The sequence below is a fragment of the Mycobacterium sp. WMMD1722 genome, assembly GCF_049315205.1.
In the GTDB taxonomy this organism is placed as follows: domain Bacteria; phylum Actinomycetota; class Actinomycetes; order Mycobacteriales; family Mycobacteriaceae; genus Mycobacterium.
The window spans coordinates 2521493-2535429 of record NZ_CP186056.1 but is presented as its reverse complement, the minus strand read 5'-3'; the positions used below and the strand labels follow the sequence as shown (position 1 = coordinate 2535429).

Annotated in this window: 12 protein-coding genes; 9 read left to right on the top strand and 3 right to left on the bottom strand. The window is 69.3% G+C overall.

The annotated features are described in order from the left end of the window. The first annotated feature begins 100 nt into the window (after positions 1 to 100). The 3 genes from ACN27E_RS12015 (at position 101) to ACN27E_RS12005 (ending at position 4326) form a co-directional block, all read left to right on the top strand. Complete coding sequence (locus ACN27E_RS12015) at positions 101 to 1564, top strand: threonine/serine ThrE exporter family protein (protein ID WP_422749322.1); 1464 nt, start codon at positions 101 to 103, stop codon at positions 1562 to 1564. 31 nt (positions 1565 to 1595) lie between these two features. After that, a complete protein-coding gene (locus ACN27E_RS12010) occupies positions 1596 to 3065 on the top strand; it encodes an amidase (protein ID WP_422749320.1) in 1470 nt (489 codons plus the stop codon). Between the two features lie 211 nt (positions 3066 to 3276). Further along, a complete protein-coding gene (locus ACN27E_RS12005) occupies positions 3277 to 4326 on the top strand; it encodes a 3-deoxy-7-phosphoheptulonate synthase (RefSeq protein WP_422749318.1) in 1050 nt (349 codons plus the stop codon). Positions 4327 to 4441: 115 nt separating this feature from the next. On the opposite strand, the gene ACN27E_RS12000 is transcribed toward ACN27E_RS12005, so the two are convergent. Further along, on the bottom strand, positions 4442 to 4732 hold the full coding sequence (locus ACN27E_RS12000; protein WP_422749317.1) for a WhiB family transcriptional regulator: 291 nt from the start codon (positions 4730 to 4732) through the stop codon (positions 4442 to 4444). Positions 4733 to 5128: 396 nt separating this feature from the next. Here ACN27E_RS12000 and ACN27E_RS11995 point away from each other — a divergent pair, with 396 nt between their 5' ends. The 3 genes from ACN27E_RS11995 to ACN27E_RS11985 all read left to right on the top strand — a co-directional run bounded on the left by ACN27E_RS11995 (position 5129) and on the right by ACN27E_RS11985 (position 7734). Continuing rightward, positions 5129 to 5938: a hypothetical protein gene (locus ACN27E_RS11995; RefSeq protein WP_422749315.1), complete on the top strand. Its 810-nt coding sequence runs from the start codon at positions 5129 to 5131 to the stop codon at positions 5936 to 5938. A gap of 88 nt (positions 5939 to 6026) precedes the next feature. Then, on the top strand, positions 6027 to 6605 hold the full coding sequence (locus ACN27E_RS11990; protein WP_422749835.1) for a sigma-70 family RNA polymerase sigma factor: 579 nt from the start codon (positions 6027 to 6029) through the stop codon (positions 6603 to 6605). After that, positions 6598 to 7734: an anti-sigma-D factor RsdA gene (locus tag ACN27E_RS11985; RefSeq protein WP_422749313.1), complete on the top strand. Its 1137-nt coding sequence runs from the start codon at positions 6598 to 6600 to the stop codon at positions 7732 to 7734. The genes ACN27E_RS11990 and ACN27E_RS11985 overlap by 8 nt, the downstream gene beginning before the upstream one ends. A gap of 20 nt (positions 7735 to 7754) precedes the next feature. Here the strand turns inward: ACN27E_RS11985 and ACN27E_RS11980 are convergent, their stop codons facing one another. After that, complete coding sequence (locus ACN27E_RS11980; protein WP_422749312.1) at positions 7755 to 8159, bottom strand: DUF5319 domain-containing protein; 405 nt, start codon at positions 8157 to 8159, stop codon at positions 7755 to 7757. Between the two features lie 137 nt (positions 8160 to 8296). On the opposite strand from ACN27E_RS11980, the gene guaB reads away from it, so the two are divergent. Together guaB and ACN27E_RS11970 are read left to right on the top strand one after the other, a co-directional pair. Then, entirely contained in the window at positions 8297 to 9853 is a 1557-nt protein-coding gene (gene guaB / locus ACN27E_RS11975; RefSeq protein WP_422749310.1) for an IMP dehydrogenase, read from the top strand. A 51-nt stretch (positions 9854 to 9904) separates the two neighbouring features. Next, positions 9905 to 11041: a GuaB3 family IMP dehydrogenase-related protein gene (locus ACN27E_RS11970; RefSeq protein ID WP_422749833.1), complete on the top strand. Its 1137-nt coding sequence runs from the start codon at positions 9905 to 9907 to the stop codon at positions 11039 to 11041. A gap of 76 nt (positions 11042 to 11117) precedes the next feature. On the opposite strand, the gene ACN27E_RS11965 is transcribed toward ACN27E_RS11970, so the two are convergent. Continuing rightward, positions 11118 to 11996: a hypothetical protein gene (locus tag ACN27E_RS11965; protein ID WP_422749308.1), complete on the bottom strand. Its 879-nt coding sequence runs from the start codon at positions 11994 to 11996 to the stop codon at positions 11118 to 11120. Between the two features lie 174 nt (positions 11997 to 12170). Between ACN27E_RS11965 and ACN27E_RS11960 the strand changes: the two genes are divergently transcribed. Next, entirely contained in the window at positions 12171 to 13937 is a 1767-nt protein-coding gene (locus tag ACN27E_RS11960; RefSeq protein ID WP_422749307.1) for a GMC oxidoreductase, read from the top strand.

Below are 13937 nucleotides of genomic sequence, written 5' to 3'. Positions count from 1 at the left end.
GCCGGGACAGCGTGACCGGCTTCGGTGACATGAGTAAAATCGATTTCGCTCCTGACCACGCGACGGTGGGTCGGGAGTTCGTCGAATCGAAGGGGGCACAGTGGTGGAGTCGACCCGTGGCCGCACGGGCCCGTCGGCCAAATCGCGTCATCTCGACCTGCTGACCCGCATGGTCCGGGAGACCGACCCACCCACCGACGCGATGCCGCGGATCGCGAACGCCACCCGTTCCGAACTCGACGAGGCCGAATCGGCGCGCGTCGGTGAGGTCCTCGACCTCGCCGGGAACATCGGCGCGATCCTCATGGCATCCGGCACCCCGGCCACCGCCACGATGGACCAGGTGACCGCGGTGGCCGCCGCCTACGGGATCCGGCGCATCGAGGTCGACGTCATCAACACGACCATCCACATCGCGGCCTACCGCGGCCCGTCCGTGCCGCCCGCCAGCACCCTGCACATCGTGCAATCACGATCGATCGACTTCAGCCGGCTGGCCGCCGTCGACCGGCTGATCACCCGCATCCGGGCGGGCGAGGTGTCGTGCGCGGACGCCCACGACGAACTGACCGCCATCACCATCGCGCCGCATCCGTACAAGCGCTGGATCGCCACGCTGGCGTGGGGTGCCCTGGCGTTCGCGACGGCGGGCACGTTGGGTGCGACGTGGCTGGGTTGCGCGGTCAGCGCGGTGAGCGCGATGACCATCGACCGGGTCAACCGATGGCTCAACCGGCACGGACTGCCGTTCTTCTTCCAGTACGTCGTCGGCGGAGCCATCGCGACGTTGCCGCCGATCCTGCTGTACTGGCTCAGCCCGAAGCTGGGGTTGCATTTCGGGCCGACGGTGGCGATCGCGGCCGGCCTGGTCGTCCTCCTGGCCGGCCTCTCCCTGGTCGGGTCGGTGGGCGACGTCATCAGCGGTGCGCCCGTCACCGCGGCCGGCCGCTTCTTCGAGCTCGTCATGATGACCGGCGCGACGATCGCCGGCGTCGCCGTCGTCCTGCATCTGACCAGTCGGTTCGGCGCGCCGTTCGTCGCGATCGGTGCGAACCCGCCGCCCGCGCTGGCGGAGTTCCCGGCGCGTATCGCGTTCGGGGCGGCGAGCGCGGCGGCGTACGCGCTGGCCTGCTACGCGGAACGGTCGTCGGCGATCGCCGCGGCTTTCGGCGGGGCCGCGGGCACCATCGCATTCCTGCTGGCCCAGGGCGCCGGACTGGGCGCGGTGGTCGCGTCGTTCATCGCCGCGGTGCCGATCGGTCTGGTCGGCCGGCTGATGGAACGTCGCAACCTGGCGCCGCCGCTCGTGGTGTCGATCGCGGGAATCGTGCCGCTGCTGCCCGGTCTGGCGCTTCTGCACGGCGTCTACGCCATCCTCAACGATCAGCATGCGGTGGGATTCGCCTCGGTACTCGGTGCCTTCGCCATCGGGACCGCACTGGCCGCGGGAGTCACGCTCGGCGAGTGGAGTTCGTTCAAGGTCCGCCGACGGCGGCTGGCGGCGCGGCGCCGCAACCGGGGCACCCGACTCGCCGGGCAGGCCGTGCTGAGCTCCGCCGACTGAGATCGACCGGTCGCGGCGGTACGGTCGCCCGGTGAGATTCGACGAGTACCGCACGTACGACGCCACCGGCCTGGCGCAGCTGGTGTCCGCCGGTGACGTCTCGGCTGCGGAACTGCTGACGCTGGCCCAGGAACGGGCGGCGGCGGTGAACCCCCGCATCAACGCCATCGTGCGTGCGGTGTCCGACCGTTCGGCGGACACCTCGACGGGACCGTTCGCCGGCGTCCCGTTCCTGATCAAAGACCTCGCGCAGGACTATGCCGGCCTGCCGTCCTCGCAGGGCTCCCGTTCGCTGATGGGCATTCCGGTCACCGAACACGCGACGGTCGTGCAGCGCTGGCTGGACGCCGGGCTGGTGATCTTCGGGAAGACGAACTGCCCCGAGTTCGGCGCCAAAGGCATCACCGAACCGGCCGCGTGGGGTCCGGCGCGCAATCCCTGGGACCTCGGGCGCACACCCGGCGGATCTTCGGGCGGGTCGGCGGCGGCCGTGGCCGCGGGCATCGTCCCGTGCGCGGGAGCCAACGACGGCGGCGGATCCATCCGGATCCCGGCGGCGTGCTGCGGACTCGTCGGCCTCAAACCCGGCCGCGGGCTGACGCCGATGGGCCCGATCACCGGCGAGACGATGCACGGTGCCGCGGTCCAGGGTGTGGTGTCCAAAACCGTGCGCGATACCGCGGGCATGCTCGACGTGATCAGCGGGGGCGAACCCACCGGCGACTACCTGCCGGCGATGCCGGATTACCCCTTCGTCTCATGCGTCGGACAGGATCCGGGCCGGCTGCGGATCGGGGTGCGGGTGCCGTCGGCGATCAACACGGCGCCGCACCGCGAGGCGTACGCGGCGATCGAGGCGACCGTCGGCGGTCTGACCGACCTCGGGCATCACGTCGACGAACTGCCGGAGGCGCCGTATGACGACGCCGCGCTCGCCAGGGATTTCCTGCTCACCTGGTTCGTCACCATCGCCTGGGAGGTCGCCGACACCAAACGCCGCACCGGGGCGGGGGACGAGGCCTTCGAACGCGACACGTTGATCATGGCCGCACTCGGCCGGGCCACCAGCGGGGTCGATTACGTCGATGCCGTGGGACGGCGTCACGACTACGTCCGGCGGCTGACCCACTTCTTCGACTCCTACGATCTGCTGCTCACGCCCACCCTGGCGACGCCACCACCGAGGATCGGCGAGTTCGACCTGCCCCCGCTGCTGCAACGGGGTGCCGACGTCCTGCTGAAGACCCGATCGGCCCGGCTGTTGCGCCACACCTCGATCGTCGACGACATGGTCGACCAGAACCTCGGCTGGGTGCCGTACACCCAGCTGGCGAATCTGACGGGGCGCCCGGCCATCTCGCTGCCCCTGCACTGGACCTCCGACGGGCTACCGCTGGGCGTCCAGTTCGTCGCACCGCTGGCGGGGGAGGCGCTGCTGATTCGCCTGGCCGCCCAGCTGGAGCGGGCGGTGCCGTGGGCAGCGCGGACGGCCCCGGTCTGACGACTCGACACCAGGGTGTAGTCTGAGCCGGTGAACATCGGTGTGCGCGTCGCTTATTGGCGCTTTATGCAGGCTCCGGGCGGAGCCGCACGAGCGCAGCGCTAAGCACGCACCCACCCGGAGCCCAGGCAGTGACCACCAGGTCGCTGCCTTTCGTCATTCAAGGGCACCGGACATCCGCAGTGCCCCACCCCAGAAAGGCACTGACGAGATGAATCTGGCGCAGACCGCCACCCCGCCGGCCACGTCGGACCGCAGGATCCGCGGTTTCAGCGAGATCCCGAGCCCACACGCGGTGCGCGCGGAATTCCCCCTCGGCGCCCGGCGGGCCGAACAGGTGGCCGCCGACCGCACCCGGATCGCCGACATCCTCGCCGGTCGCGACGACCGGCTGCTGGTCGTCGTCGGACCGTGCTCGGTGCACGACCCCGTCGCCGCGGTCGACTACGCCGCCCGGCTGGCCCAGGTGGCCGAGCGGTGCCGGGATCGGCTCGAGATCGTCATGCGGGTGTACTTCGAGAAGCCGAGGACGACCGTCGGGTGGAAAGGCCTGATCAACGACCCGGACATGGACGACAGCTTCGACGTCTCGCGCGGTCTTCGCGTCGCTCGCCGGCTGCTGCTCGACATCGTCGACATCGGCCTGCCGGTCGGATGTGAGTTCCTCGAACCGCTCAGCCCCCAGTACATCGCCGACACGGTCGCGTGGGGGGCGATCGGTGCCCGCACCACCGAGTCACAGGTGCACCGCCAGCTGGCGTCGGGGCTCTCGATGCCGGTGGGCTTCAAGAACGGCACCGACGGAAACATCCAGGTGGCGATCGACGGGGTGAAAGCGGCCGCCGCCCAGCACGTCTTCTTCGGTATGGACGACCTCGGTCGCGGTGCGCTGGTCAGCACCGCCGGCAACGAGGACTGCCACGTGATCCTGCGCGGCGGGACGAACGGCCCGAACTTCGGCGCGGACGTCGTATCGCAGACCGCCGCCGCGCTCGCGTCGGCCGGACTGCCCGGGCGGGTGGTGATCGACTGCAGCCACGCCAACTCCGGGAAGGACCACATCCGTCAGGCCGAGGTGGCAGCCGAAGTGGCGGCGCTGGTCCGCGACGGACTGCCGGTGAGCGGCGTGATGCTGGAGAGCTTCCTCGTCGGCGGCGCCCAATCCGCGCAGAGCCGTCCGTTGACGTACGGGCAGTCGGTCACCGACAAGTGCATGGACTGGGCGACCACCGAGGCGGTACTGGAGGAACTGGCGCGGTGACACGTCCGGGTGCGGTCACGGCAACGCCCGATCCGCGTTGACCGCTTCCGCTCGGGAGCGCGAAAGGCCCCCGTCTCGGCGTTTGCTGAGCGGGGGCCTTTCCGGGGTATTGCGATCAGGCCGTGCGGCGGATACCGCGTTTGAGCAGAAGTTCGCGCTCGGCCTCCGACAGCCCGCCCCAGATTCCGTAGGGTTCGCCGACGGCCAGTGCGTGCGAGCGGCACTGAGCGATGACGGGGCAGCGGCGGCACATTTCCTTGGCGCGCATCTCGCGCTGGGCGCGGGCCCGGCCGCGCTCACCGTCGGGATGGAAGAACATCGACGAGTCGACACCCCGGCAAAGACCCTGCATCTGCCAATCCCAGATGTCGGCGTTGGGGCCAGGCAACTGCTGCGGCTGTGGCATGGGAAAACCCCTATCTACGCGCCGATTTCGGCCACGCGGTAGAGCCTGTGTACGTAATACCTTCCGAGCTGTAGTCGCCGGTGACCACTCGTGCACACAACGTAGAAGGGCGAAAGAATTTCCGTCAATAGGCCGATCATGTGCTCAATCACATACGGCCAGCTCGAGAATTTACGTCACGTTCATTTCTGTGACTTGCCGTCGGCGCAAAACATGGTAGCGAGGCGTGCCGCCGCGGGGTTTGCGCAGTTGATCCGCACGAATCGGGCGAGAACACCGGCACGAACGTAACTCAGGCGTAACACCGCCAGCATGAAGTGTTAACCGTCGCGCCCGAAGAATTGACGAACGCGTTTGCCACGGGGGTTTCCCGGTCGTTGGTACGGTCGCCGTGCCATGACGACGATCATCGGAGGGGTCCGGGACGGGCCGGGCGTTATCGCCGACGCGGCCTTCGGCGCCGCGCCGCAGCGTTGGCCGTTGCCTTCGGCCGGCGCGCCGGAGGAGACGTGGTTGCGCGCGGTGGCCGCCGGCGGGCAGGGCCGCTATGCGGCGGCCCTGACGGACCTGGCCGCACTGCACCGCTGCGCCGAACCGTCGCTGCGATCGCTGGCGGCCAGCACCCGCGCCTCGTTCCTGCGTCAGCTCGGCGGTCACCGCGCCGCCAGACGGTGGGACGGCGTGGCGGTCGCGGAGGCCGCGGCCGGCCCGGCGGCGCACGCCGACGCACTGATCGGTCTCGCGGCCGACGCGCTCGGAGTCGGACGTCTCGCGGCCTCCCGGCGACTCCTCGAACGGGCCGGCGAGTATCTCGACGACGCCCGCGACGACCGCCTGCCGATCCGCTTCGGCTGGGTGCGGGCGGAATTGGCGATGGCCCGCGGCGACGGGCCGGACGCCGTGCATCAGGCGCAGCGCGCCGTCGCGGCCGCCGCCGGCTTCGGCTCGGCCCGGCACCGGGTCAAATCCGAGGTGGTGCTCGCCGCGGCGCTGTGCACGGCCGGCGACCTGCCCGGGTGCCGCGACATCGCCGATGCCGCACTGGAGTCGGCCGACCGCCTGGGGCTGGTTCCGCTGCGCTGGGCGCTGGCCAGTCTGCTCGTGGGGGTCGGCAGCGCCATCCGTTCACCGGCGGATGTCACCCGGGTCATGGAGACCAGCGCCGACCAAGTGCGACAACGCGGCGGCGTGTGGTTCCGTCGCTGAGCCGAATCGCCCGTAGGGGTCGTTATTGTTTAGCTGAGCCCTACCGCCGGGATGAGCCCCGTTCGTAACGTTGGAGATACCGCCCACGATGACAATTTCGGGAGAACGTCTCGACACTGTCGTCGCTGAGGCTGTGGCGGGGGACCGAGACGCGCTCCGGGAAGTGCTGGAGATCATTCGTCCGATCGTCGTGCGGTACTGCCGAGCCAGGATCGGCGCGACGGAACGAAGCGGTCTGTCAGCAGATGACGTTGCGCAGGAGGTTTGCTTGGCCGCCATCACGGCGCTGCCGCGGTACAAGGATCAGGGGCGTCCGTTCCTGGCCTTCGTGTATGGCATCGCTGCGCACAAGATCGCCGACGCTCACCGCGCGGCGAGCCGCAACCGCGCCGATCCGACCGACGTGGTTCCCGAACGCTTCTCCGCCGACGCCGGTCCCGAGCAGATGGCGATCGACTCCGAGGCGTCGGCCCGGATGAACAAGCTGCTCGGGATCCTGCCCGAGAAGCAGCGGGAGATCCTCATTCTGCGTGTCGTCGTCGGCATGAGCGCCGAGGAGACCGCCGAAGCGGTCGGTAGCACCGCGGGGGCGGTCCGCGTCGCGCAGCACCGCGCGCTGGCGCGGCTGAAAGCCGAAATCCTCTCGACGGGGCACGACCATGCCTGATTTCCCACGCCGCAACCCGAACAACGGGAGCGACCCGTCGCTACCCGAGATCAACTACACCGACCAACTCCTCGATGCCCTGGCTGGTGAACGACCCGTCTACCCGAACGACGCGGGCGAATCCGAACTAACCCACCTGCTCGCGGGCTGGCGCGACGAGGTGCGGCAGGCACCGCTGACCGCCACGGTCACCCCGCGCGACGCGGCGCTCGCCCTCGATCGTGCGACGGCTCCGGCCGCGCCGCCGCGGCGCCGGCTGGGTCTGGCCGTGGCCGGATCGGTCGCCGCCGCGGTGCTGTGCCTGGGTGGTTTCGGCTCGGTGATCTACGGAGCCGGTCCCGGCGACGCGCTGTACAACTTGCGCACCATGTTCTTCGGTGAGCAGGAGCAGACCCGTGACGACCAGGTGGCCCTCGCGGCGCAGAGCCAACTGGCCCAGGTGCAGCAGCTCATCGACCAGGGCGATTGGGCCGCGGCGCAGGACAGGCTGCAGACCATCACCACGACCGTGGCCGCCGTCAACGACACCAGCCGTCAGCAGGAACTCGTCGACCAATGGCAGGAGCTGTCGGTCAAGGTCGAGAGCCGCGACATCAACGCGACGGTGCCGCCCGACGCACCGCCAGTCGTGCTGCCCGAGGTGCCCTCGGATCTGCCGCTGCCGGCCCTGCTCTCGCCGGACTCGATCACCTCGACGTCTCCGGTCACCATCTCGTCGCCGTCGACCTCGCCGGTCACCTCGTCGCCCGATTCCGCCACCTCGGCGACCCCGTCGCCGTCGGTGACCACCAGCCCGGCGCCATCCCCCTCGACAACGCCGGCACCGACGCCGACAACGCCGACAACGACGGCACCGACGCCGACAACGACGGCGACCCCCGTGCCGACGCCGTCCTCGCCGGCTCCGGTGACCACCACGACGTCCGGGCCGGTCGCCGCGCCGTCGAGCGCTTCGTCGCCGACGTCGTCGGCGGAGGTGACCTTGAGCACCACGACGGTCGTCCCGACCTCAGCGCCCACGACCGCGGCTCCGACGACAGCAGCGCCCACGACGACGGCGGCACCGGCGACTCAGGAGCCTGAACCGGCGATCACCACGACAACGGAGGTCCCGGGCCTACCGGGATGACGAGCAGGAAGCGCTGAGGGTCAGCGGTAGCCGTCAGGTTCGGACGCCGCCTCGTTGAGGGAGGCATCGGCGTATCCGCGGCAGTAATCCCACGTCACGTACGCGTCGGGCTCGGGATCGTAGGCCGGTTCATGCGGTCGCACCGTGCCGTCGACCAGCAACTGCAGCAGATTGGCGCGCAGCATGTCCCAGTCGTGGTAGTGATCCTGCTGACATTCGTCGCAGCACACGACGAGACCGCGAATGCCCTTGTGGGCGAGAAGTGCCTCGTACACAGCGAGGTCGGCGAGGTCGGCCTCGACAGCCGTGCGTTCCTGCGGGTCGAGCGGTTGGCCGGGTTCCAATGCGTCGAGCGCCGCGGAGGGGTCGCAGGGGTCGTCGGCGAAGGGGTCGGGCGGCAAACCAGGTGGCAGGTGGTCTCGCACGAGTCCCACATTACTCAGCACGGCAGTCTTCGCGCCAGCGGTTGAGCGCGTGGCGAGCTGCGTGCGGACGCCGACTCGTCGGGCGCAGCGATAGAATCATGTATTCCGCTTCACGCCTTATTTGGAGGCTATCGCCCATGTCGATCGCTGAGAGCAGCGTTCCCCTCGCCGTACCGGTCCCGACCGGCGGCGATGACCCGACCAAGATCGCGATGCTCGGCCTGACCTTCGACGACGTCCTGCTGCTGCCCGCGGCCTCCGACGTGGTGCCCGCGACCGCCGACACCTCCAGCCAGCTGACCAAGCGCATCCGTCTGCGGGTGCCGCTGGTGAGTTCGGCCATGGACACGGTGACCGAATCCCGGATGGCCATCGCGATGGCCCGCGCCGGCGGCATGGGGGTGCTGCACCGCAACCTGCCGGTGGCCGAACAGGCCGGTCAGGTCGAGACCGTCAAGAGGTCCGAGGCCGGAATGGTCACCGATCCGGTGACCTGTTCGCCGGACAATACGCTGGCCGAGGTCGACGCGATGTGCGCGCGGTTCCGCATCTCCGGTCTCCCGGTGGTCGATGCGCAGGGCGCCCTGGTCGGGATCATCACCAACCGCGATATGCGCTTCGAGGTCGACCAGTCCAAATCGGTCTCCGAGGTGATGACCAAGGCTCCGCTGATCACCGCCCAGGAGGGTGTGTCCGCCGAGGCGGCTCTCGGATTGCTGCGCCGCCACAAGATCGAGAAGCTGCCGATCGTCGACGGCAACGGCAAGCTGACCGGGCTGATCACCGTCAAGGACTTCGTCAAGACCGAGCAGTTCCCGCTGGCCACCAAGGACCGCGACGGCAGGCTGCTGGTCGGCGCCGCCGTCGGTGTGGGCGAGGACGCGTGGACGCGCGCCATGACGCTGGCCGACGCCGGTGTCGACGTGCTCGTCGTCGACACCGCCCATGCGCACAACCGGTCGGTGCTGGAGATGGTGCACCGCGTCAAGACCGTGCTCGGCGACCGGGTCGACGTCATCGGCGGCAACGTCGCGACACGGGCGGGCGCGGCGGCTCTGGTGCAGGCCGGCGCGGACGCCGTGAAGGTCGGCGTCGGGCCCGGCTCGATCTGCACCACCCGTGTGGTCGCCGGTGTCGGTGCCCCGCAGATCACCGCGATCCTGGAGGCCGTGGCCGCCTGCGCGCCGTCGGGTGTGCCGGTAATCGCCGACGGCGGGCTCCAGTATTCCGGTGACATCGCCAAGGCACTGGCCGCCGGGGCGTCGACGGCCATGCTGGGCTCGCTGCTGGCCGGCACGGCGGAGTCCCCGGGCGATCTCATCTTCGTCAACGGCAAGCAGTTCAAGAGCTATCGCGGGATGGGGTCCCTCGGCGCCATGCAGGGCCGCGGAGCCGGGGGAGCGGTGCGGGGCTCGTTCTCCAAGGACCGCTACTTCCAGGACGACGTGCTCTCCGAGGACAAGCTGGTACCCGAGGGCATCGAGGGGCGGGTGCCTTACCGAGGGCCGCTGTCGACGGTCATCCACCAGCTCACCGGCGGGCTGCGCGCCGCGATGGGGTACACCGGTTCGGCCAGCATCGAGCAGCTGCAGCAGGCGCAGTTCGTGCAGATCACCGCCGCGGGCCTGAAGGAAAGTCATCCGCACGACATCACGATGACCGTCGAAGCCCCCAACTACACCACCACCCGCTGACGAGCGCTCGCGCGAGGAACCGACAGGACAGAAGGCTGACAGATGCGCGACATGGTCGAGATCGGCATGGGCCGGACGGCTCGCCGAACCTATGAACTCAGCGATATCAACATCGTGCCGTCACGGCGCACCCGGTCGTCGAAGGACGTGTCGACGGCCTGGCAGATGGACGCCTACCGCTTCGAGATCCCGGTGGTCGCCCACCCGACCGATGCCCTGGTATCGCCGGAGTTCGCGATCGAGCTCGGCCGGCTCGGGGGCCTGGGGGTTCTCAACGGCGAAGGTCTGATCGGCAGACATGCCGACGTCGAGGACAAGATCGCCCAGGTCGTCGAGGCGGCCGCGAAGGAACCGGAGCCGTCCTCGGCGATCCGGCTGCTGCAGCAGCTGCACGCCGCGCCGCTCGACCCCGAACTGCTCGGTGCCGCGGTGGCCCGCATCCGGGAAGCCGGGGTGACCACGGCTGTGCGCGTCAGCCCGCAGAACGCCCAGGCGCTGACCCCGGCCCTCATACAGGCCGGAATCGACCTGCTGGTCATCCAGGGAACGATCATCTCCGCCGAGCGGGTGGCCCAGGACCATGGCAGCGGCGAACCCCTCAACCTCAAGACCTTCATCTCCGAACTCGATGTTCCGGTGGTGGCCGGCGGAGTGCTCGACCATCGCACCGCGCTGCACCTGATGCGCACCGGCGCCGCCGGCGTCATCGTCGGCTACGGCTCCACCAGCGGCGTCACCACCAGCGACGAGGTGCTGGGTATCAGCGTGCCGATGGCCACCGCGATCGCCGACGCCGCGGCCGCCCGGCGCGAATACCTCGACGAGACCGGGGGCCGCTATGTCCACGTGCTCGCCGACGGCGACATCCACACTTCCGGTGAGCTGGCCAAGGCGATCGCCTGCGGTGCCGACGCGGTGGTGCTCGGGACCCCGCTCGCCGCGGCGAACGAGGCGATGGCCGACGGCTGGTTCTGGCCGTCCGCGGCCGCGCACCCGTCGCTGCCCCGCGGTGCGCTGCTGCAGGTGGCGCTCGGCGAGCGGCCCCCGCTGGAGCGGGTGCTCGACGGCCCGTCCGACGATCCGTTCGGCTCCCTGAACCTCGTCGGCGGCCTGCGCCGGTCGATGGCCAAGGCCGGGTACTGCGACCTCAAGGAATTCCAGAAGGTCGGCCTGGCCGTCGGGGTTTAGGACTTCCTCCGCGAGCAGACACAAAATCGCACCGCGAACCCCAATTCCGTGCGAGTTTGCGTCTGCTCGCCGGAGTTCAGCCCGCTCTGCGGGCGCTCGTCAGGTGGAACTCGATGCGCTGGGCGAGCTCAGTGGGCCGGCGGCGGACATCCTCGACCACGATGGGGATGACCGTCCATCCCAGTTGCTGAAGCGCGGCCATCCGCTTGCGATCACGGATCATGTCCGCGCGTCCGGCGTGCCACTCGACGCTCTCGTACTCGGCGATGATCCGCTGTTCCGGCCAGGCGAAGTCGACCCGCCAGACCTCACCGTTCGGTCCCCGGATCTCATACTGCAGCTCGGGCCGGGGTAGGCCGTGGTCGATCATCACCAGCCGCGCCTCGCTTTCCATCGCCGATTCGGCCCGGCCGTTGACATCAGGCAGGAGTTCCCGGACGGCGACGATGCCGCGACGGCCCTTCTGCCGGTGGATCGCCTTCTCGAGTTCCGCCGTCGAACACCATGAGGAGTGCACCGCAGCGTCGAGCGTCGCCAGGGCGCGAGGTCGCGGTAGCTGCCGTGCGATCTCCACCGCCGTCCAGGCCGGAGTGACCGCCAAGCGACCGGAGATTCGCCGGATCGGGGCACCGAGGCGCTGGTGCACCATCAGACCGAGAGTCGGGCGAACGCGCCTGCCGGGGTCGAGTATGTGCACCGCGGTGGTGTTCTCGACGTCGAAGCCGTACAGGGCTGCAGCGCTACCCATACATGCGACGGCCTCCTGACCGAGAAACATGTCAAGCCCGGCCAACCGCAGCCGCAAATCGGCTGGCTCTGACGTGTAGACGCCGTGCCACAGGCGAATCAACTCGCCGCGGCGAACCCTGACGTCGAGCTGCTGCCGCGTCATCACGGTGAGGAGTTCCTGAGCGGTGGCCAGGCCGCCCCACCGATCGAGGGGATCCACAGTCATGCCTCGAACTATCTGTGCCGGTTGGTCGGCATCACCAGTGCCTCAGCGCCGCCTGTGGATAACTGTTCGGCGAGCAGACACACAATCGCACGATTGACGGGTGAGGAGCGTGATTCTGTGTCTGCTCGCGGGCCTCACTAGCTTGTTACCCATCGGTAAGTTCATACTGGTGGGATGCAGCCTGACTACGACGTGCTCATCATCGGTTCGGGATTCGGTGGCAGCGTCAGCGCCTTGCGCCTGACCGAGAAGGGCTACCGGGTGGGCGTCCTGGAGGCCGGCCGGCGCTTCGAGGACCAGGATTTCGCCAAGAACTCCTGGCATCTGCGCGACTTCCTGTGGGCGCCCAAGCTGGGGTGTTACGGGATCCAGCGCATCCATCTGCTGCGCAACGTGATGATCCTGGCCGGCGCCGGTGTGGGCGGCGGGTCGTTGAACTACGCCAACACCCTCTACGTGCCCCGGGAGCCGTTCTTCAACGATCCGCAGTGGAAGCACATCACCGACTGGAACGACGAGTTGCTGCCGCACTACGCGCAGGCCCAACGCATGCTCGGCGTCGTCACCAATCCCACGTTCACCGACGCCGACCGCATCATGAAGCAGGTCGCCGAGGACATGGGGGTCGGCGACACGTACACGCCGACACCGGTCGGGGTGTTCTTCGGCCCCGACGGCCAGAAGGCTCCAGGCAAGGATTTCGCCGACCCCTACTTCGGTGGTGCGGGCCCGGTCCGGCGCGGCTGTATCGAGGTCGGCGAATGCATGACCGGCTGCCGCCACAACGCCAAGAACACCCTGGTCAAGAACTATCTCTATCTCGCGGAGAAGGCGGGCGCCCAGGTGCACCCGCTCACCACGGTGACGGACTTCGCCCAGCGCGCCGACGGCGTGTGGGAGGTCAACACCCGGCGCACCGACCGCTGGGTCCGCCGGGGCAAGCGAACCTTCACCGCCAACCACGTGATCGTGGCCGCGGGCACGTACGGCACCCAGAGGCTGCTGTTCAAGATGCGCGACACCGGTCGGCTGCCCAAGCTGTCCGACCGACTCGGCCTGCTCACCCGGACCAATTCGGAGTCCATCGTCGGTGCCGGACGGCTGCAGGCCAGCGACGATCTCGATCTGACCCGCGGTGTGGCGATCACCTCCTCGATCCACCCGACCGGCGACACCCATATCGAACCCTGCCGCTACGGCAAGGGCTCCAACGCCATGGGGCTGCTGCAGACGCTGATGACCGACGGCGGCGGGCCCGAGGGCACCGACGTGCCGCGGTGGCGACAGCTGATCCACAACGCCCGGCAAGATCCGCGCGGCACCCTACGGCTGCTCAACGCGCGGCGCTGGAGCGAGCGCACGATGATCGCGCTGGTGATGCAGAACCTCGACAACTCGATCACCACCTTCACCCGCAAGACCAAACTCGGCATGCGTATCCTCGACAGCAAACAGGGCCACGGCGAACCGAATCCGACGTGGATCCCGGTCGGCAACGAGGTGACGCGCCGGATCGCCGAGAAGATCGACGGCGTGGCGGGCGGGACGTGGGGCGAGCTGTTCAACATCCCGTTGACCGCCCACTTCCTGGGCGGCGCGGTGATCGGCGACAGCGACGAGCACGGTGTCATCGACGCCTATCACCGGGTGTTCAACTATCCGACGCTCTATGTCGTCGACGGTGCGGCGATCTCAGCCAACCTCGGGGTGAACCCGTCGCTGACGATCACCGCGCAGGCCGAGCGGGCGGCGGCGCTGTGGCCCAACAAGGGTGAGGCCGACCTGCGCCCGGCGCAGGGTCAGGGTTACCGCCGGCTCGACCCGATCGCGCCGGTGCATCCGGTGGTGCCTGCCCACGCACCCGCTGCGCTGAACTGGAACGCCAGCCGTGAAGAGGTCAATCGCCGCGACCCCACCACCGCCGAAGCGCAGGGCGCCTGA

Coding starts and splice junctions, on each gene's coding strand:
- ACN27E_RS12005 (WP_422749318.1), top strand. CDS start 3,277: ATGAATCTGGCGCAGACCGCCACCCCGCCGGCCACGTCGGACCGCAGG.
- ACN27E_RS12000 (WP_422749317.1), bottom strand. CDS start 4,732: ATGCCACAGCCGCAGCAGTTGCCTGGCCCCAACGCCGACATCTGGGAT.
- ACN27E_RS11995 (WP_422749315.1), top strand. CDS start 5,129: ATGACGACGATCATCGGAGGGGTCCGGGACGGGCCGGGCGTTATCGCC.
- ACN27E_RS11990 (WP_422749835.1), top strand. CDS start 6,027: ATGACAATTTCGGGAGAACGTCTCGACACTGTCGTCGCTGAGGCTGTG.
- ACN27E_RS11985 (WP_422749313.1), top strand. CDS start 6,598: ATGCCTGATTTCCCACGCCGCAACCCGAACAACGGGAGCGACCCGTCG.
- guaB (WP_422749310.1), top strand. CDS start 8,297: ATGTCGATCGCTGAGAGCAGCGTTCCCCTCGCCGTACCGGTCCCGACC.
- ACN27E_RS11970 (WP_422749833.1), top strand. CDS start 9,905: ATGGTCGAGATCGGCATGGGCCGGACGGCTCGCCGAACCTATGAACTC.
- ACN27E_RS11965 (WP_422749308.1), bottom strand. CDS start 11,996: ATGACTGTGGATCCCCTCGATCGGTGGGGCGGCCTGGCCACCGCTCAG.
- ACN27E_RS11960 (WP_422749307.1), top strand. CDS start 12,171: ATGCAGCCTGACTACGACGTGCTCATCATCGGTTCGGGATTCGGTGGC.